The following is an 18,455-nucleotide window of genomic DNA, read 5'->3' on the forward strand; positions in this document are numbered from 1 at the left end:
GGTCTTCACTCCCTTCAGCGCGCCGAATGTCCGTCACGCCCCACTCGTTCTTCCCGCTGGCTTCACCGCGCAACCACGCGTTCGCCACGCCATTCGCCGTCGTGCTCGTGCTCGACGTCGTCACGAAGCGCTGGGCGGAGGCGACGTTGGCGCTGCACACACCGGTGGAGGTCGTCGGGGCTGCGCTGCGCTGGACGCTGACGTACAACACCGGTGCGGCGATGAGCCTCTCGGTCGGCGAGTCGTCGCGGGCGTTCTTCAGCATCGTTGCCATCGGGATGGTCGCCTATCTGCTGATGTTGCTGCGGCAGGCGCCGGCGCAGGCGCGGGCTGTCCCGGCGGCGCTTGGCATGCTCGCGGCCGGCGCGATCGGCAATCTCATCGATCGCTTGCGCCACGACCGCGGCGTGGTTGACTTCATCGACGTCGGCACCGCCTCCTGGCGGTTCTGGACCTTCAACGTCGCGGACATCGGGGTCAGCTGCGGGGCGATCTTGCTGGCGCTGTTGCTGTGGCGCGAAGACCGCGTCGCCCACAAGTTGCAGATGTCCCAATCACCCGAGAGCCCCGACCGATGACGCAGCGCCGAGAGTTCATCCGCCACGCCTCCCTCCTGGCCGCCGGCAGCCTCGCCGCGCCGCTCGCTGCCGCCGAGGCGGCGCCGCGTCCCGACGACGCGGACCTGCACGCGCTCGCGCAGGGCAGCTGGGATATGTCGTGGGCCACGCGGGTCACGGGCCGCCACAAGATGTGCTTCGACGCCCACGAGATCTCGGAGGGCGTGTGCCTGCACCAGGCACGCTCCTTCCTCCAGGGCTACAAGGACGTCTACGGGCTGGCCGACACGGACGTCAGCGCCGTGCTCGTCATCCGCCACGCCGCCGTGCCGATGGTCATGAACGACGCGCTCTGGGCCGACGGCTTCTTCGGCGAGGAGAACAAGCTGAAGGATCCGGAGAGCGGCGAGGTCGCGAAGCGGAACCCGTTCATCAACGTGCCAGCCGGCGCGCGGCATGCGCTCACGTGGCCGGATGGCGCGCTCGACACCTTGATCGCGCGCGGCGTGATCGTCCTCGCGTGCAATCTCGCGTTGACCAACTACGCGGGCATGATCGCGCGGCGTCGCAACATCCCGCGGCAGGATGGCCTCGCGCTCGTGAACGACAACCTGATCCCGGGCATCTACAAGATGCCGACGGGTGTGTTCGCGACCTGCCACGCGCAGCAGCTCGGCTGCGGCGTCCTCAACGCCGTCTGATCAGCCGGCGCCGCGGTCGGCGAGCAGCGCCTCAGCGGCGCGCCGGCCGCTGCGCAGGGCGCCGTTGATGGACGGCGTCTCGAGGTAATCGCCGCAGCCGTAGAGCGTCGGCCCAAGCCGCACGGCGCCCGCCACATGGTCCGGCGCCGGCACACTGCGCGGTAGCGCAAAGGGTACACGCACCACACGGAGGAGGCGCCACGCGTTCACGCGCGGCGCACCGAACCAGCCGGACAGCTGCGCCCTCGCGTCGCGATCGAGCACGCCGTCGTCGGCGTGGCCGCTGCCGACGACGGTTGCGGAGACCAGGGCCTGTCCGGGCGGGGCATAGCTCGCACTCACGTCGCTGGGCACACACACGTGATTCACAGGCTCGCGGCGGCCCATGCCGTTGAGCACCAGCAGCGGGGCTCGCGTCGGCGACTCGGGTGCGGCGTAGTACAGCGTCACGCAGGACGCCCACTGTGGCGTGCGAGAGCCGGGCAGCAGCACCGGCGCGTTCCGCGCGTCCGTCGCGAGGATCACGGCCTCGGCGTCGTGCGTCTCGCCGCTCGTGAGTTCGACGCGCGTGCCCTTGAGCGAGCGCACCCGCGCCTGCGTGCGCAGGGCCTCGGGCGGGAGGCCGGCGGCGAGTTGCCGCGGAATCGCGCGCATGCCGCCGGTCGGCAGCGTGGCGTGGCCGGTGGCGAACATGCCGAAGAGGAAGTCGAACCAGTGCACCGGCGCCCCGAGCTGACTGTCGAGGAACACGCCGCCGAAGAAGGGTCGGAAGAAGCGTTCGATGGCGCGGTCCGAGAAACCGCGGTGGTGCAGTCCACGCGCCGCCGTCTCGTCGCCCCGCAGCGCCGGCTCGCCTTCGAGCGCAAGGATCGCGTCCGAGCGCAGGCGGAGCATTCGCAACGCGTCGAATGGCGTGAAGGCACCGGAGACCAGCGACCGGAGGCCGGCGACGGGATCGCGCCACGGATCGGCGACGCGCCCGAATCCCCCCTCCCGGCGAATCATCGCGCCGGGTGCGAAGCGGCCGAGCTGCAACGCCGCGAGATCCAACTGACGGCGCGCCTCGGGATACGAATCGAGCAGCACCTGGAAGCCGCGGTCGAGGAGGAACCCGTCGACTTCATCCGTCGCGACGCGGCCGCCGACCTCGTCGGCGGCCTCGAGCACGAGCGGCGTCACCCCCGCGGCGAGGAGGGTGCGTGCCGCCGCGAGTCCCGCGAGGCCGCCGCCGATCACGATCACGTCATGCTGTGCCATGTCCGTACAATGCCCTAGACAGGGTGCTAGTTTCCTGCCGATGCCGAAGACCTACGACCGCGAATACTACGAACAGTGGTACCACGATCCCAGCCGTCGGGTCATCACGCCGGCGGCGGTGGCGCGGAAGGTGCGGCTCGTGCTTGGCATCGCCGAAGCGCTGCTTGAGCGACCGGTGCGCAGCGTGCTCGATGTCGGTTGCGGCGAAGGCGCGTGGCGCGAGCATCTGCGCCGCGAACGGCCGAGCATCCGCTACACGGGCGTCGAGTCCAGCGAATACGTCATCGAGCGTTTCGGCCGCACGCGTGACATCCGGCGCGGCAGCTTCGGCACGCTCGCGTCGCTGCCGCTCGACGGCCCCTACGACATGATTGTGGTCTGCGATGTCTTGCAGTACGTCCCCGATGCGGAGCTTGGACCCGGCCTCGCGGCGGTCGCCGCGTTGCTCGGCGGCGTGGCGTATCTCGAAGCGTATGCCAAGGAAGACGCCATCGAGGGCGACCGGGCCGCCTGGCACGAGCGGAGCGCGGGGGAGTACCTCGCGCGCTTCGGTGCGGCGGGCTTGGTCGGGGTCGGCATGCACTGCTATGTGGGTGAGGCGCTGCGCGAGAACACCGCGGCGCTTGAGCGGCGCGGTTGAGGACGGGGCGCCGCGCGACCGGAGCCAACGATGACACATCTCAAAGTCTGCTGCATCGCGTCGATTGCGGAAGCCGAGCTCGCGGTCGCCCACGGCGCGCACGCGCTGGGCCTCGTGTCGGCCATGCCCAGTGGCCCTGGCGTCGTGGATGACGCGACGATCCGCGAGGTCGCGGCGTGGGCGCATGGCAAGGCACGCACGTTCTTGCTCACGTCGCGCCGCGATCCGCCGGCGATCGCCGAGCAGCTAGCGGCGCTGCGCCCCGAGACCGTGCAGTTGGTCGATGCGCTCGCGGACGGCGCGCACCGCGAGCTGCGGCGCCTCGCGCCCGACGTGCGCATCGTGCAGGTGATCCACGTGCGCAGCGCGGCCGACGTCGACGACGCATTGCGCCTCGCGCCCGAGGTGGACGAGCTCCTGCTCGACTCCGGCAATCCGTCGCTCGCGGTGAAGGAACTCGGCGGCACCGGCCGCACGCACGACTGGGCGCTCAGTGCGCGAATCGTCCGCGAGAGCCCGGTGCCCGTGTGGCTCGCGGGAGGACTCCGCGCCGAGAACGTCGCGCAGGCGATTGCGACCGTACAGCCGCATGGCCTCGACGTCTGCTCCGGGGTGCGCCGCGATGGCAAGCTCGACCGAGTCCGGTTGCAGGCCCTCGCGGGGGCCATGCGGGCCTAGCGCCCGCGGCGGAATTGCCTTAACCTTTCATCCGGATATACGGATGAAGCGACCCGCCCTCTTTGACCGCCTCTCGGCACTGGCCGACCCGATTCGCTCGCGGCTCCTGCTGCTCCTCGAGCGGCACGAGCTGACGGTGTCGGAGCTCTGCAGCGTGCTGCAGCTGCCGCAGTCGACGGTCAGCCGGCACCTGAAGGTGCTGTCCGGGGCAGGGTGGTTGGTCGCGCGTGAAGACGGGACGAGCAATCGGTATCGGCTCGACCCGAAGGCGCTGGATGCCGGTACGCGCAAGTTGTGGACGGCGGTGCGCGATGAAGCCGATGGGATTCCGGCTGCGGCGCGCGACGCCCAGCGCGTGAAGGGCGTGCTCGCCGATCGGCACACGCGCTCGCAGCAGTTCTTCGCGAGCTCCGCGGCGCAGTGGGACAAGGTGCGCGCGGAGCTGTTTGGCACGCGCACGGAATTGTTCGCGTTGGTCGGGCTGCTTGAGCCCACGCAGGTCGTCGGCGATCTCGGCTGCGGCACGGGCCAGCTCGCCGAGGTGATGGCGCCGTTCGTGCGGCAGGTGATCGCGGTGGACGAGTCCAGCGCGATGCTCAAGGCGGCGAAGGCGCGGCTGGCGGCGCTCGACAACGTCGAGTTGCGCGCCGGCAGCATCGAGGAGCTCCCGATCGACGCCGCGACGCTGGATGTCGCCGTGCTCAGTCTGGTATTGCACTACGTGGCGGATCCGGTGGCGGTGCTCACCGGCCTCCGTCGCGCGCTGAAGCCGAAAGGCGGCAAGTTGTTGTTGGTGGACATGCTGCCGCACGACCGCGCCGAGTATCGGCAGACGATGGGCCATGTCTGGCTGGGCTTCGATGCGGAGCAAGTGAAGGAGTGGGGTAGCGCGGCGGGATTCTCCGCGGTCCGCATCAACGCATTGCCCCCGAGTCCGGCCGCAAAGGGCCCGAGCCTGTTCGTCGCCGTGCTCACCGCGTAGTCGCAAGCAAGTGCAGTGAAGTCAGTTGTGCCGTCACCGTCTCACCGTGCAGTTGCAGTTCCTTACCGCTCATAGCTCACAGCTTTCAGCTTCACCGTCTCCCATCTTCCGCTCGAGGTAGGCATGACCGCCGTCGCACCCACTCTCCACCCCTTCGAAGCCTCCGCCAAGCTCGGCCGCCCGGGCTACAAGGTCGCCGACATCAAGCTCGCCGACTGGGGCCGCCAGGAAATCCGCCTCGCCGAGTACGAGATGCCGGGCCTCATGGCCCTGCGCGAGGAGTACAAGGGCAAGAAGCCGCTCGCCGGCGCCAAGATCATGGGCTCGCTGCACATGACCATCCAGACGGCCGTGCTCATCGAGACGCTCACCGACCTCGGCGCCGACGTGCGCTGGGTGTCCTGCAACATCTTCTCGACGCAGGACCACGCCGCCGCCGCCGTCGTCGTCGGCAAGGACGGCTCGGTCGAGCAGCCGCGCGGCACGCCGGTCTTCGCCTGGAAGGGCGAGACCCTCGAGGAGTACTGGTGGTGCACCGAGCAGGCGCTCATGTGGCCCGACGGCACGGGCCCGAACCTCATCCTGGATGACGGCGGCGACGCCACCATGCTCGTGCACAAGGGCACGGAGTTCGAGGCGGCGGGCAAGGTCCCGGCCTTCGACCCGGCCAACGATCCGGAGGAGTGGGGCGTGATCCTCGAGCTGCTGCGCAAGACGCTCAAGGAAGACCCGCAGCGCTGGACGAATGTCGGCAAGGCCATCAAGGGCGTCTCGGAAGAGACGACCACCGGCGTGCACCGCCTCTATGAGATGACGGCGGCGGGCAAGCTCCTCTTCCCGGCGATCAACGTCAACGACTCCGTCACGAAGTCGAAGTTCGACAACCTCTACGGCTGCCGCCACTCGCTCACCGACGGCATCCTCCGTGCGTCGGACGTGATGCTCGCCGGCAAGGTCGCCGTCGTGCTCGGCTACGGCGACGTCGGCAAGGGCTCGGCGCAGTCGCTGCGTGCGCAGGGTGCGCGCGTCGTCATCACCGAGATCGACCCGATCTGCGCGCTGCAGGCGGCGATGGAAGGCTACCAGGTCACGACGCTCGACGAGGTCGTCAGCACGGCAGACGTGTTCATCACGGCGACGGGCAACGCCAACATCATCACCGTCGAGCACATGGCCAAGATGAAGGACAAGGCCATCGTCGGGAACATCGGCCACTTCGACAACGAGATCGACATGGCCGGTCTCAAGAACCTGAAGGGCATCAAGCGCAACAACATCAAGCCGCAGTTCGACGAGTGGGTGTTCCCGGACGGCCACTCGGTGCTCATCCTCGCCGAAGGCCGCCTGCTCAACCTCGGTTGCGCCACCGGCCACCCGAGCTTCGTGATGAGCTGCTCGTTCACCAACCAAGTCGTCGCGCAGATCGACCTGCACCTCGCGGCGCAGGGCAAGCCGACGGTCTCGGGCACGGTGTACGACCAGAACAAGGTGTACGTGCTGCCTAAGAAGCTCGACGAGAAGGTGGCGCGCCTGCACATCGACAAGCTCGGCGTGAAGCTGACCAAGCTCACCGAGAAGCAGGCCGCGTACATCGGCGTGCCGGTGGACGGGCCGTACAAGCCGGATCACTATCGCTACTAGGAACGAGAAGCGAAGAGCGAAAGAGAAGAGCAAGGAGTGAAATACGAGGGGTGAAGGTTGGAGGGAAGGAAGCTTTCGCTTCACGCCCTCCGGCCTTCACCCCTTGCTCTTCTTGTCTTGATGCTCAGCCTGGCTTTTCGCGGCTCAGGGCAAGACGTCCACGCCGCCGGCCTGCTGCCCGACCTCGACGCTCGCCACGCGCCGCAGCGCCCGCAGGTCGATGATATCCACCGTGCTCTTCTCCGAGCCCACGCCTTCGTTGGAGATGAACGCGTAGCGGTCATCGGCGCTGATGGCCGCGCCGTGCACCACGCGCCGCGTGGTCGGGATGCGCGCGAGCTCAACTCCGCTCACGGCGTCGAACACGCTCACCGACTGTCCGCGCTTGTTCGTCGCGACGAGGCGCCGGCCGTCGTGGGTGACGGCGAGGTTATAGACACCGTCGCCGGCGCGGAGGCGGCGCACCAACGACCACGAGGCGACATCGATCTCCACGATCTCGCTGCTCTTGTTGCAGGCCACCCACACGCGCCGTCCGTCGGGGGAGGGCTGCGCCCAGGTCGGGGAGCAGCTCACGTCGCCGGGTGCGGGCGGCTCCATGCCGTGGCCGCCCATGTCGTGGCCGGCGTGCGCATCGGCACCGCGCCGCGGCGGGGCGCCCGGCATGCCCCTCTCCTTGCCGGCCGTCAGCAAGAAGTGCCGCGCCACTTCAAAGCGTGCCGCGTCGATCTCGACGAGCATCTCGTCCATCATGCACGCCGAGTAGTGCCGCGTGCCGCTGGCGTTCAGCCGCGAGCCATGCGGCATCGTGCACGTCGGGATGCGGGCGATCTCGAGCATCTCGCGCGCCTCGACCACCGACACCGACGACGTGACCATGTCGCCGTGCAGGTTGAAGTTCACCACCCAGACGAAGAAGCCGTCGGGGCTCACCTGCGCCGTGGCGGGGAAGGGGCCGAGCACCACGCGCCCGACTGGCTCGTCCGTCGCCGTGCGGAACTTCCAGAGGGAGCCGCCCGGCAGCCCATGCGCGGTCGACACGTAGTAGTGCTGGCCGTCCGGCGCGAGGGCCACGCCGTGCGGGCCGTCGGGGTCGATCAACGACATGCCGACCGGCGCCACCTTCTCGACACGCGCACCACCGGGGCCGAAGGTGATGCGCGCAATCTCATCCACCGATTCCGAGACGACGATCGCGCGATACTCGCGCGTCGGTGGCTCGGCCGGCAGCGACTCCGTCAGGATGCGCGGACGCAGCTCGGCGGTATCCGGCGGCAGCGACTCCGTGAGGATGCGCGGCCGGAGCTCGGCTTCCTCCGGCCGCGGGCCGCAGGCTGCCACCGCGATCACGACGAGCGCGAGCGCGGCGGCGACGGGGTGTAGACGAGGGCGCGGCGGCGCCGCGCGGCTCGACGTCACGGCACCACGCCCGTCTTCGGTTCGATCCGCACGATCCACAAGCCGTTGTTCATGTCGTTCACGTAGGCGAGGCCGTCGCGCACGACCACGCCCCACGTCATCGCCGTATTGCGGGCGCGCCCGTCCATGTCCGCGGTGTTGAGATGCCCGATCTCGCGGCCCTGGGCGCGAAGGTCACCCTTCAGTTCGCCCGACACATCGAACACGCGAAAGCCCGCGTTGTATGCGCCCATGTAGAGCGAGTCGCCGGCCACCCAGACGTTGTGCACGCCGCCGAACTCCGGCTCGTACCAGGCCACGGAACGCGGCTTCTCGAGATCGCTCACGTCGATCACCTGCAGGCGGCCATAGGCACGCCCCGCCGCGGCATCCTTCGCCCCGCGCACGCCGCTCGACGGGAACACCTCGTCGGCGATGAATACATAGTTGCGATGCCGCCACGCCGTGTGCGTGCCGCGGATGAATCCCGGGCCGCCGCTGGCCTCCACGTCGCGATACAACGCGTTCAAGTCGTACTTGTACTGCGACACCATCACGGGGTTGCTTGGGGATCCGCCCTTGATGCCGTTGCCGACGTCGAGGATCACGAGGCCGTCATTCCACCACGACCCGTAGAGCAGGCCGTCCTGCACGTCGATGTCGTGCAGCGTACGGCCGGCGTCGGGCCGATTCTCCGTCTTCCACTGCGCGACTTCGCGCGGGTTGGCCGGATCGTCGATGTTCAGGATGTGCAGCGCGCCGGTGCCGTCGTTCGTGAGGAACACGTGCTGGCCGTGGCGCGGATCTTTATAGATGAAGCTCGAATGCACGCCGGCGGTCACGCCCTGCGTGAACTCGCTGATGACCTTCGGATGCCGCGGGTCTTCCAGCGACGCAAACACCACGCCGTTGCGGCGGTCGGCCGCGCCCTCGCGCGTGAACACGAGGTACTTGCCGTCCGGCGTCGTCATCACGTCATTCACGCGGCGCGTGTTGGCGACGATCGAGTCCGTGACTACCGGCGCCGCGGGGTTCGAGATGTCGATGGCGTAGAGCACGTCGCCGCCACCACCGGAGCCGAGGTACGCCACCTGGCCGTTCGGGTGCAGCCAGACTTCTTCCGTGTTGAAACGCGTGCGCGGCAACCGGCCCACCACCGTCAGCGGCCGGCGCACACCGCGCGCCGTGAGCGTGACCACGGCATCCGCCGTGCGGTTGCCCAGCGACGCCGTCACCGTGTAGCTGCCGGGCTCGTAGCCGACGAAGCTGCCGTCCGCGTCGAGCATGCCCTGGCCGGGCGAGAAGCTCCACACCGGCGTGACGCCGGCGATCTCGCGGCCCTGTGCGTCACGCGCGACCGCGCGGAAGCGTAGCACGTCGCCGGTGCGCCCATCCGTGACGCCCGGTTCCACGCTCAGCGACGCGACCTGGGCGGCCAGCACTTGGATCTCGTGCGCGCGCTCGACGTCACCGACCTTCGCCGTGATGCGCGCGCGCCCTGCCGCGACGGCCGTCACGAGGCCGACTTCGTTCACCGTCAGCACGCGCGGGTTCGACGAGGACCACTGCACGCGATCCTCGCGTCGGTCGCCGATGGCGGAGAGCACCTCGGCGTTGAGACGAATGCGCTGGCCCGGCACGAGGCGCTCGGGCATCGGCGACAGCGCGATGCGCGCGGCGGGACCTGGCACCATGCGCACCTCGAAGCGCTCGACGACGGGTTGCTCGCCTTGGCGGATCGCCACGACGGCGGCCGGCATCACGCCCGTCGCCCCTGCTGTGACCAAGCCAGCCGGCGACAGTGATCCTTCGAAGTACGCGCCCGTCTGCGAGAAGCGGAACGTCACGCCGTCCACGACGTTACCCGCCTCGTCCCGCGCCTCGGCGCTCAGTTGCAGCGTCTCACCGGCGTTCACGACCCGGCGCACGGGCGTCACGATCACGCGTGCGACGCGCGGCTTGGCAGCGGGTGCCGCAGCTGGCGTGGGTGCCGGCGATTGTTGCGCGGCGAGCGAGACGGGGAGGAGCAGCGTGGCGAGCAACAGTGCGCGCATCGGCATTCCAGGTTGTGGGAACGGGCCGTCGGAGCAGGGAACGGGATATGGCTGTGGGAATATACCGAGCGTCGGCGTAGAGGTTTCCCTCGCAGGCGATGCGGTAGCTGCCGGACGCCGGAACTGCTTGCAACACAGCAGGATACGTCAGGTGCAGTACAGGAAATCTCCCCGCATGGAGCACACCATGTTCAAGGTCAACGAAGGCACTCTCGACCGCATCTTCCGCGCCGTCGTCGGCGTCGGGCTCATCTCCTTGGTGTTCGTGGGTCCGCAAACGCCCTGGGGCTGGCTCGGTCTCGTGCCGCTGAGCACGTCATTGATGGGCTGGTGCCCGCTGTACTCGCTGCTCGGCATCAATACCTGCGGCGTGAAGACGGCAAAGCAGTAAGCGGCTAAGTTGTGGGCATGCGCCCACACGTCCTGCTGCTCTCCGCCCTCGTCGCGCTGCCGACGCTCGCCTGCGCCCAAGCCGGCGCCCGCGTCGCGCAGCCCTCGTCGTCCACCGATCCGCACGCGGCCGTCGCCGAGCGCGTGCTGCGCGGGACGCCACTCATCGACGGGCACAACGACCTGCCGTGGGCCATCCGCGAGTCCAAGGATGCGCCGCGCGACGTGGAGCGCTATGACCTCCGCACGCGCACGGCCGGGCACACCGACATCGCGCGCCTACGCGCCGGCCGCGTCGGCGGACAGTTCTGGTCCGTGTACATCCCCGGCGAGGACGCCACGAAGGCGATGGGGTACGCGCGCGTGCAGCTGGAGCAGATCGACATCGCGCTGCGCGTGTTCGCGAAGTACCCCGACGTGCTCGAGCCGATCACCACCGCACAAGGGTTCCGCGACGCCTTCGCCCGCGGGCGCATCGGTTCGGTGATGGGGATGGAGGGCGGCCACGCCATCGAGAACTCGCTCGGGGCATTGCGCGCGTACCACGCGATGGGCGCCCGCTACATGACGCTCACGCACAACGTGCATCTCGATTGGGCCGACGCGCACGTGCCGAATCCCCGCCACGGCGGCCTCACCGCCTTCGGCAAGGAAGTCGTGCGCGAGATGAACCGGCTGGGCATGCTCGTCGACCTCTCGCACACCTCGCCGGCGACGATGAGCGATGCCTTGGACGTGAGCGAGGCGCCGGTGATGTGGTCCCACTCGAACGCGTTCGCCGTGGCGAACCACACGCGCAACGTGCCGGATTCCATCCTGCGGCGGCTGCCGCGGAATGGCGGCGTGGTGATGGTGACCTTCGTGCCGGGCTTCGTGAGTCAGGCGCAGGTGGACTGGAATCGCACGCCGGCAGCGGAGCGTCGCGGTCCGGCGCCCGGCGCGACCCTGGCGCAGGTGGCGGACCACCTCGACCACATCAAGCGCGTGGCCGGCGCCGACCACGTGGGCATCGGCGGCGACTTCGATGGCATCGACGACGTGGTGCGCGGGCTCGAGGACGTCTCGACGTACCCGGCGCTGTTCGCCGAGCTCTCACGCCGTGGCTGGACCGAGGCGGAGCTCCGCAAGCTGGCGGGCGAGAACGTCCTGCGCGCGATGGCGCAGGCCGAGCGCGTCGCGGCGCGGCTCCAGCGGGAGCGCGCGCCGTCGACGGCGACTATCGAGCAGCTCGACCGGCGAACGCCGTAGCCGCGCGGACGCGCAGCCACTGCCGCATGCCGACCAGCGACGAGAACTGCTGCGCGCCGATCTCGCGGATGACGTCGCTGTAGTGCTGGGCGCCGCTGCCGCCGATCACGAGGCCGATGTCCGCCGGGAGCGCCGCGCGTAGCGCGCGGAGTTCGTCCGGGAGTTCGTCGTCGTCGGTGGGATACACCACCGAGAGCGCCAGCGCGCTGGCCTTCGCGAACTTGACCGCCCGCGCGAGTTCGTCCGCGGGGAGGTTCGGGCCGAGGTAGGCCACGCGCCATCCGCTGGACGCGGCCGTGGTCGCGGCGAGCATCGCGCCGAGTTCGTGCATCTGGCGCGCCGGCGTGCCGACGACCAGCAGCGGCGCATGCGCGTCCGCGACGGCGAGGTCCGACATCCAGACGAGCACGCGGCGGATTGTCGTCGTCGCGAGGTGCTCGTTGGCCGGACGCAGCAGCCCCTGGTGCCAGAGCGAGCCGATGGTGAAGAGCAGCGGCCCGATGACTTGGTCGAGCACCTCGTCACTGGGCATGCGCAGCACGGCGGAGCGCAGCGTCTGCTCGAGGCGCTGTGCATCGAACTCCTCGACGGCAATCAGCGCGCTGGAGAGATACGACTCGATTGCCGGCTGATCTGGCCCCACCCCGACCCGCTGGCGGGACTGCCGCTCGTCGTCCTCGATGAGCTTCTGCAAGTCGGGGTTGGCTAGCGGCACCAGCTGTCCGATCTGCCGTCCGGCGCGCGAGGCGCGCGAGAGCAGGGAGAGGCGCTCGATGTCGGCGTCCGTGTAATGCCGCTGGCCACCGGGCGAGCGCACGGGTGAGACCGCCTTGTAGCGGCGCTCCCATGCGCGTAGCACGTCGGGCGTCAGGCCAGTGCGCTGCGAAACTATTCGAACAGGATGCAAGCCGGGCGAAGCGGGCATGGCTGTATTCTATGGACAGATTTCAAGTCTGTCAAGGAAATAGGAGTCGAACACTCGCTGCTGTCTAGCGAATGATGTATCCAGACCCGAACAGAAAGTTCCATCGGCTGGACATCCAGACCTCAGTTCCCTTGCTGCGACTAGTCCGAGGCCGCGCCCGCGCGGCCCGCCGCTGCCCTGACCCCGGGGTCAGCCGCCGCGCTGTTTCTCGATGCGCGCTTGGAAGATGCCGAACACGTACCGACCGGCCTCCGTCTGCGTGGCGACCCACTCGGCATTCCGGTACGCCCGCGGGTTGAGCTCGGCGCGGATCTGTTCGCGCCACGGCCAGACCTTCGCGAGGAGCAGCATGCCCTCGCCGTTGCTCTCCATGGCGAGGTCGGCGTTGAGCGTACCATGCTTGATCAGGCCGTACGCCATCTCCCAATAGGTGTTGACCTGGCGATACGCCCGGTTGAGCGGGTGGTCCATCTTGGAAATGGCGGCCACGTCGGCGAAACTGCGCGGCAGGAACTGCCCATTGATGGCGTCGCGGGACTCACGCATGACCGGCTCGCGGCGCAGTTCATAGAGGCGGAGCACGAGTTCGGCGTCGTGGTGGTCCGGCGACTGAGCATGCATGGCGGGATCTCGGCTGGTGGAGGATTCAGGGGGTGGCGGGGTATCTTAACCCGCATCGGGCCCGCACGGGCCTGGCGTCACGTTTCCCCTTTTCCGTTGAGAGCCATGCGTCCTGTTGCCTTGATTGCCCTCGCCCTCCTTGCCGCCGCGCCGCTGTCCGCCCAGGGCGGCGCCGCCCAGCCGGGCGCCCTCCGTGCGCCGCTCAGCACGCGGGTCGTCTTCTCGATGCCGCTCGCGCCGCCGCGCGTGCAGGGTCAGCCGGCGCCCACGCCCAAGAACGTGAGCATCGAGTACGGCCAGCCGCACGCGCGCGGCCGCGCCGTCCCCACCGAGCTCAACGCCGACGGCACCGTGTGGCGGACCGGCGCCAACAGCTCCACCACGCTGCGCACCGAGACGGCGCTGGTCATCGGCGGCGCCGACGTGCCGGCCGGTAACTACTCGCTCTACACGATCCGCCAGAACGGCCAGTACTTCCTCATCATCAACAACAACACCGGCCAGTGGGGCACCGAGTACGACGCCACCAAGGACCTCGTGCGCGTCCCGCTCCGCATGCGGCAGCGCAGTGAGGTGCAGGAGTCGCTGCAGATCGTGATGGTGCCGGCCGACAACCAGTCGGCGCGCGGCGTGCTCTCGATCTCGTGGGGTCGCCTCGAGCTGACGGCGGATTGGTCCGCCAAGTGACACGAGTCGCCGCGGCGCTCCTCGCCATCGCTCTGGTGACGGGGCGCGCCGCGGCGCAGCAGGACCCCTCGCGCGCGGCCCGCGACTCGCTGGCGGCGCGCGTCGCGCGCGGGGACTCTGCGTGGGCGCGCGAGGACCATCCGGCCGCCCGAGCCGCCTACGATGCCGTGGTGCGTGCCGACTCGAGCTTCTCGAGCCGCGCCGTCTTCCGACTCGGGCTGCTGCAGGCCTGGGACAATCGGTTCGAGCCGGCGCTCGCCGCACTCCGGCTCTACGTCCGCCTCGAGCCCGCCGACCTCGAGGGGCGTGTCGCGCTCGCGCGCACCTACGCCTGGGCGTCCCGCTACGCGACCTCGCTCGCGCAGTACGACAGCGTGCTCGCGCGCGATGCGTCCTATCGCGATGCCGTCGTCGGCAAGGCGCAGACGCTCGCGTGGAGCGATCGCCTGCCGGAGGCCGAAGCGCGGCTGGAGCGTTGGCTGGAGCGTCGCGCCGATGATGTGGAGGCATGGACGCTGCTCGGGCAGTTCCGCCGCTGGCGGGGCGATGCCCGCGCCGCGGAGTCGGCGCTCGATCGGGCGCTCGCGCTCCGGCCCGACGATGCCGCCGCGCGCGAGCAAATGTCGTGGGTGCGCGTGGAGCGTCGGCCGACGGTCACCTGGTCGCTCGTCGGCGCCAAGGACTCCGAGGACAACACGTTGTGGCACCGCGAGCTGGGCGTCGAGGCCGCGGGGTTCGGCAACAGCCGCATCGGCGTGACGGCGCGGCTGCGCGAGGCGAGCGTGACCAACGTCGATGCCGCGGTCATGCCGGGTGCGCTGGCGTACATCGTCGGGCGGCCAGCCGGCCGGGCGGTGACGACGCGCGCGGAACTCGGCGTCGTGCAGTACCCCGACGGGCTGAGCCCCGCGGCGACGCGGCTGCGCGGGGCCTTGCGGGTGAGCGGGTCTCCGCGGCGCGGTCTCCGGCTCTCGGGCGGTTTCTCCCATGAGCCGTTCGATGAAGTGCTCTCGACGGCCCGGCGCGGCTTGATGTTCTCCGTGTTCGATCTCGACGCGGCGTACGCGGTCACGCCTCGCCTGCAACTCGGCCTGGCCGGCAGCAGCGGTCTCGCGCTGGGGTACGGCGTCGATCTCGATGCGTCCCGCACGACGGTCCTTGGGGCGCTGCGCTTCACGCCGCGCCGCGGCACCCAGCTGGCGCTGACGCATCGCGAGGCCTCGTGGGACGAGCCGCAGTTCGGCGTGTTCTTCTCGCCCCAGCGGTGGGCCACGACGGAGCTGGCGCTCTCCTCGGAGCGCACGGCGGAGCTCGGCCTCGTGCTCGCCGGCGACCTCGGGCTCGCGAGCCAGCTCGTCGGCTTCGAGTCGTCGCCGCTCGATCACGCCATCGTGCCGCGCGCGACGATGCGCGTCGGATATCGGGCGGCGCCCGGACGCGAGGTGATCTTCGGCCTCGTGTACGCGAACGTCGCCGGCGCCGGTGCGATCACGGCCAGCGATTACCGCTATGGCGCCGCCACGCTCGGCGGGCGCTGGACTTTCTAGCGCTTCGGGCCCGCGTCGGGAATCGCGCGGAACACCTCGCGCATCGCGGCGAACGCCGGCTTGCGCTCGGCGTACCAGCGCGGCGCTTCCCACGTGGGCCAGGTCCACGTCGGAGCGAGGGACGCGGGGTTCGCAGGGAGCGCGTCGCGCAGCACCGGCGTGGCACCGCTCACGTCGAGTGTCCGGACGACGAAGCGGAACCCGTCAGTCGTCACGTGCGCCGGATCCGTGCCGCGTACGCCGCTCAGCACCTGCCGCGACGACGGATCGGTCACGTGCAGCAACCCCCACGGCAAACGGACCTCGATCGTGCCGCTGGCGCTGTCAGCGTACCAATCGGCGAGCGTCGTCTCGGATTGCCGCGCGTGCCGCAGGAGGTTGCGTTCGTAGCGCTGGGCCTCGTACACGCGCCCGTCGCGCCCGAAGGTCCGCCGGTTGGGCGTGGCCCAGACGGTGTCGTAGCGGCCGTCCTCGTTGCGCAGGGAGCGGAACGGCCGGTTGTACACGGACTGCTGCACGGGCGGGCGGCTGCCGACGATCGGCGCGAAGCGGTACAGGTTGTACGGCGTGTCCACGAGGAGACGCGCGTGCTCTGGGCCGGCCAGGTCGAGCACGAACTCGAGGCCGACCGGGCTGCCACCCGCACCGAACGGCAGGCGGTGATCACCCGCCGACGCGTCGTGCGTGTCGATGCCCACGAGGATGCGCGTGCGGGTCCAGTCCACGGCGCCCACGTCGAGTCGCAAGTACACGTAGGCCTCGTCGTGCGCGACCCAGAGGGCGTCAACGCGCTGCGCCGCCGGCACCGCCTCGGCGTCGGCGCCGCGCTGGAGCAGCGGCCGTCGGCCCGCCCAGTCGGCGCGCCCGCCGTCGATCACGAACGCGGAGTCCTTCGCGCCGGCCCGCATCGCGATCAGCCCATAGTGCTGCTCCGCATCGAGCACGTTCAGCCACAGGCGGTTACGCTCGGCCGGCTGCTCGAAGTCGATCACCAGCCAGTTCTTCTTGAACCACTCGTCGATGAGCGCGAAGACGCCGACGCCAGCCGCCCCGCTCGCGGCGATGTCTCGCGTGAGGCGCGCATTGATCGCCGCCTGCGCGACTTCGTCGTGGCCGCCATGGTGCCAGCCCTGCGGCTGCAGGTGCGCGTTCCCCCGCGAACTCGGCACGCCGTACTCCGAGATTACCACCGGGATGCGTCCATGGTAGTCGACGAGCGCCCGGAGGTAGCCGAAGTAATGGCTCGGGCCGTCGGGACTGCGCGCCTGCGCGTAGGCGCTGTCGAGCACCATGAAGTCGGGGTAGTACGGATACGCGTGGAAGCTCGCGAACAACCCGGCGCCGTACTCGCGCGTGGCCGACATCTTCGTCGCATCGAGCGCGATGACGTCGTTGTCGTACTCCTTCGAGGCCTCGGGCGGCCGCTCGCGCCGCCGGCGGAGCCACGCCGCTTCCTCGGCGCGTGACGTCTCGGTGGGGTGCACCAGGGGATCGAGCGTCGGCCAGTTGGTGTAGGCGAGCGGCCGCTGTGTGTTCCATTCGCGCATCTCGTAGGCGATCATCGCGTCGGCGACGCTCGCCAGCCACACGTCCACCGCGTTGCCGCCGGCAACCTGCACGTAGCGCCCGCTGAAGGCCGTGCGCCGCGGAAACCGCCGCGCGTAAGCCTGCACCGAATACGGCTCCCATTCGCGGCCGATGATGTAGCCCAGCGTCCACGGAGAGACATCCGCGAGGTACATGCCGCTCGCGTGCCCGGGACGGTGCGGGATCGCGGCGCGCCCGTGCAGCAGATCGACCACCCGGTGCATCTCGGCGCGGAACGCGGCGTTCCACGCCGCGTCGTCGTAGCGCTCTTCCTGTGACCCCGGTGGCAGTTCGGTCCACACGCCGTGGATCAGCCAGATGGCCTGCGCCGGATGCGCGAGATTCCACGCGCGCAGCGCGCGGTAGAAATGCGGCGGATGGATCGTGTACACGCGCACGGCATTGGCGCCCAGCTCGGCGAGATCGCGGATCCACGCCTCGTAGGTGCCGTCGTCGGGCGGAAACTGCGCCGGATGCTTGCCCGGGAGCGCCGCGCCGAGGTTCACGGCCTTGATCCAAAAGGGCCGCCAGCCGCCGCGGCCGTCGGGCACCTCGAAGATGCGGTCGCCGACGCGCGCCGCAACGATCGGAGCGGCGGGCCGCTGCTTCGGTGGCAGCGCCGTGCTGTCGACGGGCGCTGGGATGCGGGCGAGGTACTCGCGCGCCGTCGCGTTGCCCGGTTCGAGCGAGTCGGCGAGGGCGAAGGCGCGATGCGCGCGCGTCAGCACACCGGCGCGGAACGATGCGATGCCGAGCCCGAGTGCCGCATCGATGCTCGGCCGCGGCAGCACGGTGAGCGCGGAGTCGAAACGCGCGATGGCCAGCGGCACGCGGTCCTGTCGCAACGCGACGTAGCCGAGTCCGGTCCAGCCATCGCCGGCGCGCGGACACGCGCGCACCCCGCGGCGGAACAGCGAATCGGCGCCGGCGATGTCATTCGCGCGCCACCGCTGCCAGCCGGCGTCGATGTCCGCGGCGGCGGTCGGTGCGCAACTGGGGTTCGCCTGGGCGCCGAGGGTCGGCGTCGCGACACTCGTCAGCAGCGCGAGCAGCGCACGCCGAGCACCGGCGCTCACCGCCCGAGCGCGACGAGCAGTTCGCCGGCCAATGTGAGCGGATCGAACGGCTTGGTCAAGCAGGCGACGGCCCCCACCTCGAGCGCCGTGTCGCGCTCGCCGCGCTGCGCCCGCGCCGTGAGGAACACCACGGGGATCGCCGCAGTTTCGGGATCGGCCTTCAAGCGGCGGCAGGTCTCGTAGCCATCGAGTTCGGGCATCATGGCATCGAGCAGGATGGCGTCGGGCTTCGCGTCCTTCACGCGCGCCAGCAAGGCAACCCCCGAGGGGAGGACCTCGGCCTCGATCGTCGGTTCGAGCCCAAGGGCAAGCTCGAGGATCGTACGGATATCGGGTTCGTCGTCGGCACAGAGCAGTCGCATGGGCGAAAGCTGCCGTCGCGGGCCGTGCGCTCGCAACTGGCCGCGCGCCGACCTGTCCGCCGCGCAGGCGGAAGGCGATAATTCCCGCAGCGCAACACACCGCT

The 18,455-nt window shown here is 69.9% G+C and carries 17 protein-coding genes; 10 read left to right on the plus strand and 7 right to left on the minus strand.

All coding sequences use genetic code 11. The annotated features are described in order from the left end of the window. Window positions 1-26 precede the first annotated feature (26 nt). Both lspA and Strain318_RS04300 read left to right on the plus strand, forming a co-directional pair. Entirely contained in the window at window positions 27-578 is a 552-nt protein-coding gene (lspA, locus tag Strain318_RS04295; RefSeq protein WP_367887298.1) for a signal peptidase II, read from the plus strand. Beyond that, window positions 575-1,258: a hypothetical protein gene (locus Strain318_RS04300; RefSeq protein WP_367887299.1), complete on the plus strand. Its 684-nt coding sequence runs from the start codon at window positions 575-577 to the stop codon at window positions 1,256-1,258. Before lspA ends, Strain318_RS04300 begins: the two co-directional genes overlap by 4 nt. On the opposite strand, the gene Strain318_RS04305 is transcribed toward Strain318_RS04300, so the two are convergent. Then, on the minus strand, window positions 1,259-2,515 hold the full coding sequence (locus Strain318_RS04305) for an NAD(P)/FAD-dependent oxidoreductase (RefSeq protein WP_367887300.1): 1,257 nt from the start codon (window positions 2,513-2,515) through the stop codon (window positions 1,259-1,261). Window positions 2,516-2,555: 40 nt separating this feature from the next. On the opposite strand from Strain318_RS04305, the gene Strain318_RS04310 reads away from it, so the two are divergent. The 4 genes from Strain318_RS04310 to ahcY all read left to right on the plus strand — a co-directional run bounded on the left by Strain318_RS04310 (window position 2,556) and on the right by ahcY (window position 6,456). Then, window positions 2,556-3,155 (plus strand): class I SAM-dependent DNA methyltransferase, encoded by a 600-nt coding sequence (locus Strain318_RS04310; RefSeq protein ID WP_367887301.1) that lies wholly within the window; start codon window positions 2,556-2,558, stop codon window positions 3,153-3,155. Window positions 3,156-3,185: 30 nt separating this feature from the next. Further along, a complete protein-coding gene (locus Strain318_RS04315) occupies window positions 3,186-3,833 on the plus strand; it encodes a phosphoribosylanthranilate isomerase (protein WP_367887302.1) in 648 nt (215 codons plus the stop codon). Window positions 3,834-3,876: 43 nt separating this feature from the next. After that, window positions 3,877-4,815: an ArsR/SmtB family transcription factor gene (locus tag Strain318_RS04320; protein ID WP_367887303.1), complete on the plus strand. Its 939-nt coding sequence runs from the start codon at window positions 3,877-3,879 to the stop codon at window positions 4,813-4,815. Window positions 4,816-4,938: 123 nt separating this feature from the next. After that, window positions 4,939-6,456, plus strand: a complete 1,518-nt coding sequence (ahcY, locus tag Strain318_RS04325) for an adenosylhomocysteinase (protein WP_367887304.1) — start codon at window positions 4,939-4,941, stop codon at window positions 6,454-6,456. Between the two features lie 144 nt (window positions 6,457-6,600). Here ahcY and Strain318_RS04330 read toward each other — a convergent pair whose 3' ends face one another. Both Strain318_RS04330 and Strain318_RS04335 read right to left on the minus strand, forming a co-directional pair. Next, window positions 6,601-7,875 carry a YncE family protein gene (locus Strain318_RS04330; protein ID WP_367887305.1) on the minus strand — a complete coding sequence of 425 codons (1,275 nt, stop codon included), beginning with the start codon at window positions 7,873-7,875 and terminating at the stop codon, window positions 6,601-6,603. Further along, entirely contained in the window at window positions 7,872-9,908 is a 2,037-nt protein-coding gene (locus Strain318_RS04335; protein ID WP_367887306.1) for an Ig-like domain-containing protein, read from the minus strand. The genes Strain318_RS04330 and Strain318_RS04335 overlap by 4 nt, the downstream gene beginning before the upstream one ends. A 187-nt stretch (window positions 9,909-10,095) precedes the next feature. Here Strain318_RS04335 and Strain318_RS04340 point away from each other — a divergent pair, with 187 nt between their 5' ends. Together Strain318_RS04340 and Strain318_RS04345 are read left to right on the plus strand one after the other, a co-directional pair. Continuing rightward, complete coding sequence (locus Strain318_RS04340; RefSeq protein ID WP_367887307.1) at window positions 10,096-10,299, plus strand: YgaP family membrane protein; 204 nt, start codon at window positions 10,096-10,098, stop codon at window positions 10,297-10,299. A 17-nt stretch (window positions 10,300-10,316) separates the two neighbouring features. Then, window positions 10,317-11,546 (plus strand): dipeptidase, encoded by a 1,230-nt coding sequence (locus tag Strain318_RS04345; protein WP_367887308.1) that lies wholly within the window; start codon window positions 10,317-10,319, stop codon window positions 11,544-11,546. Here the strand turns inward: Strain318_RS04345 and Strain318_RS04350 are convergent. Beyond that, a complete protein-coding gene (locus Strain318_RS04350) occupies window positions 11,515-12,471 on the minus strand; it encodes a MerR family transcriptional regulator (RefSeq protein WP_367887309.1) in 957 nt (318 codons plus the stop codon). The genes Strain318_RS04345 and Strain318_RS04350 overlap by 32 nt on opposite strands. Window positions 12,472-12,660: 189 nt before the next feature. Continuing rightward, window positions 12,661-13,092: a DUF4760 domain-containing protein gene (locus tag Strain318_RS04355; protein WP_367887310.1), complete on the minus strand. Its 432-nt coding sequence runs from the start codon at window positions 13,090-13,092 to the stop codon at window positions 12,661-12,663. 105 nt (window positions 13,093-13,197) lie between these two features. On the opposite strand from Strain318_RS04355, the gene Strain318_RS04360 reads away from it, so the two are divergent. Beyond that, window positions 13,198-13,779 (plus strand): DUF2911 domain-containing protein, encoded by a 582-nt coding sequence (locus tag Strain318_RS04360; RefSeq protein WP_367887311.1) that lies wholly within the window; start codon window positions 13,198-13,200, stop codon window positions 13,777-13,779. Then, complete coding sequence (locus Strain318_RS04365; RefSeq protein ID WP_367887312.1) at window positions 13,776-15,326, plus strand: tetratricopeptide repeat protein; 1,551 nt, start codon at window positions 13,776-13,778, stop codon at window positions 15,324-15,326. The genes Strain318_RS04360 and Strain318_RS04365 overlap by 4 nt, the downstream gene beginning before the upstream one ends. Here Strain318_RS04365 and Strain318_RS04370 read toward each other — a convergent pair. Both Strain318_RS04370 and Strain318_RS04375 read right to left on the minus strand, forming a co-directional pair. Then, on the minus strand, window positions 15,323-17,989 hold the full coding sequence (locus Strain318_RS04370) for a tetratricopeptide repeat protein (protein ID WP_367887313.1): 2,667 nt from the start codon (window positions 17,987-17,989) through the stop codon (window positions 15,323-15,325). The two genes, Strain318_RS04365 and Strain318_RS04370, sit on opposite strands and share 4 nt — an antisense overlap. Then, entirely contained in the window at window positions 17,986-18,351 is a 366-nt protein-coding gene (locus tag Strain318_RS04375) for a response regulator (RefSeq protein ID WP_367887314.1), read from the minus strand. Before Strain318_RS04375 ends, Strain318_RS04370 begins: the two co-directional genes overlap by 4 nt. Window positions 18,352-18,455: the final 104 nt, after the last annotated feature.

This window comes from Pseudogemmatithrix spongiicola (assembly GCF_030623445.1).
GTDB classification, from domain to species: Bacteria; Gemmatimonadota; Gemmatimonadetes; order Gemmatimonadales; family Gemmatimonadaceae; genus Pseudogemmatithrix; species Pseudogemmatithrix spongiicola.

What these genes read in the sequence shown, in the direction of transcription:
- Strain318_RS04305 (WP_367887300.1), bottom strand. Translation starts at nt 2,515, where the DNA reads ATGGCACAGCATGACGTGATCGTGATCGGCGGCGGCCTCGCGGGACTC.
- lspA (WP_367887298.1), top strand. Translation starts at nt 27, where the DNA reads ATGTCCGTCACGCCCCACTCGTTCTTCCCGCTGGCTTCACCGCGCAAC.
- Strain318_RS04340 (WP_367887307.1), top strand. Translation starts at nt 10,096, where the DNA reads ATGTTCAAGGTCAACGAAGGCACTCTCGACCGCATCTTCCGCGCCGTC.
- Strain318_RS04350 (WP_367887309.1), bottom strand. Translation starts at nt 12,471, where the DNA reads ATGCCCGCTTCGCCCGGCTTGCATCCTGTTCGAATAGTTTCGCAGCGC.
- Strain318_RS04375 (WP_367887314.1), bottom strand. Translation starts at nt 18,351, where the DNA reads ATGCGACTGCTCTGTGCCGACGACGAACCCGATATCCGTACGATCCTC.
- Strain318_RS04300 (WP_367887299.1), top strand. Translation starts at nt 575, where the DNA reads ATGACGCAGCGCCGAGAGTTCATCCGCCACGCCTCCCTCCTGGCCGCC.
- Strain318_RS04335 (WP_367887306.1), bottom strand. Translation starts at nt 9,908, where the DNA reads ATGCGCGCACTGTTGCTCGCCACGCTGCTCCTCCCCGTCTCGCTCGCC.
- Strain318_RS04310 (WP_367887301.1), top strand. Translation starts at nt 2,556, where the DNA reads ATGCCGAAGACCTACGACCGCGAATACTACGAACAGTGGTACCACGAT.
- Strain318_RS04320 (WP_367887303.1), top strand. Translation starts at nt 3,877, where the DNA reads ATGAAGCGACCCGCCCTCTTTGACCGCCTCTCGGCACTGGCCGACCCG.
- Strain318_RS04355 (WP_367887310.1), bottom strand. Translation starts at nt 13,092, where the DNA reads ATGCATGCTCAGTCGCCGGACCACCACGACGCCGAACTCGTGCTCCGC.
- Strain318_RS04315 (WP_367887302.1), top strand. Translation starts at nt 3,186, where the DNA reads ATGACACATCTCAAAGTCTGCTGCATCGCGTCGATTGCGGAAGCCGAG.
- Strain318_RS04360 (WP_367887311.1), top strand. Translation starts at nt 13,198, where the DNA reads ATGCGTCCTGTTGCCTTGATTGCCCTCGCCCTCCTTGCCGCCGCGCCG.
- ahcY (WP_367887304.1), top strand. Translation starts at nt 4,939, where the DNA reads ATGACCGCCGTCGCACCCACTCTCCACCCCTTCGAAGCCTCCGCCAAG.
- Strain318_RS04345 (WP_367887308.1), top strand. Translation starts at nt 10,317, where the DNA reads ATGCGCCCACACGTCCTGCTGCTCTCCGCCCTCGTCGCGCTGCCGACG.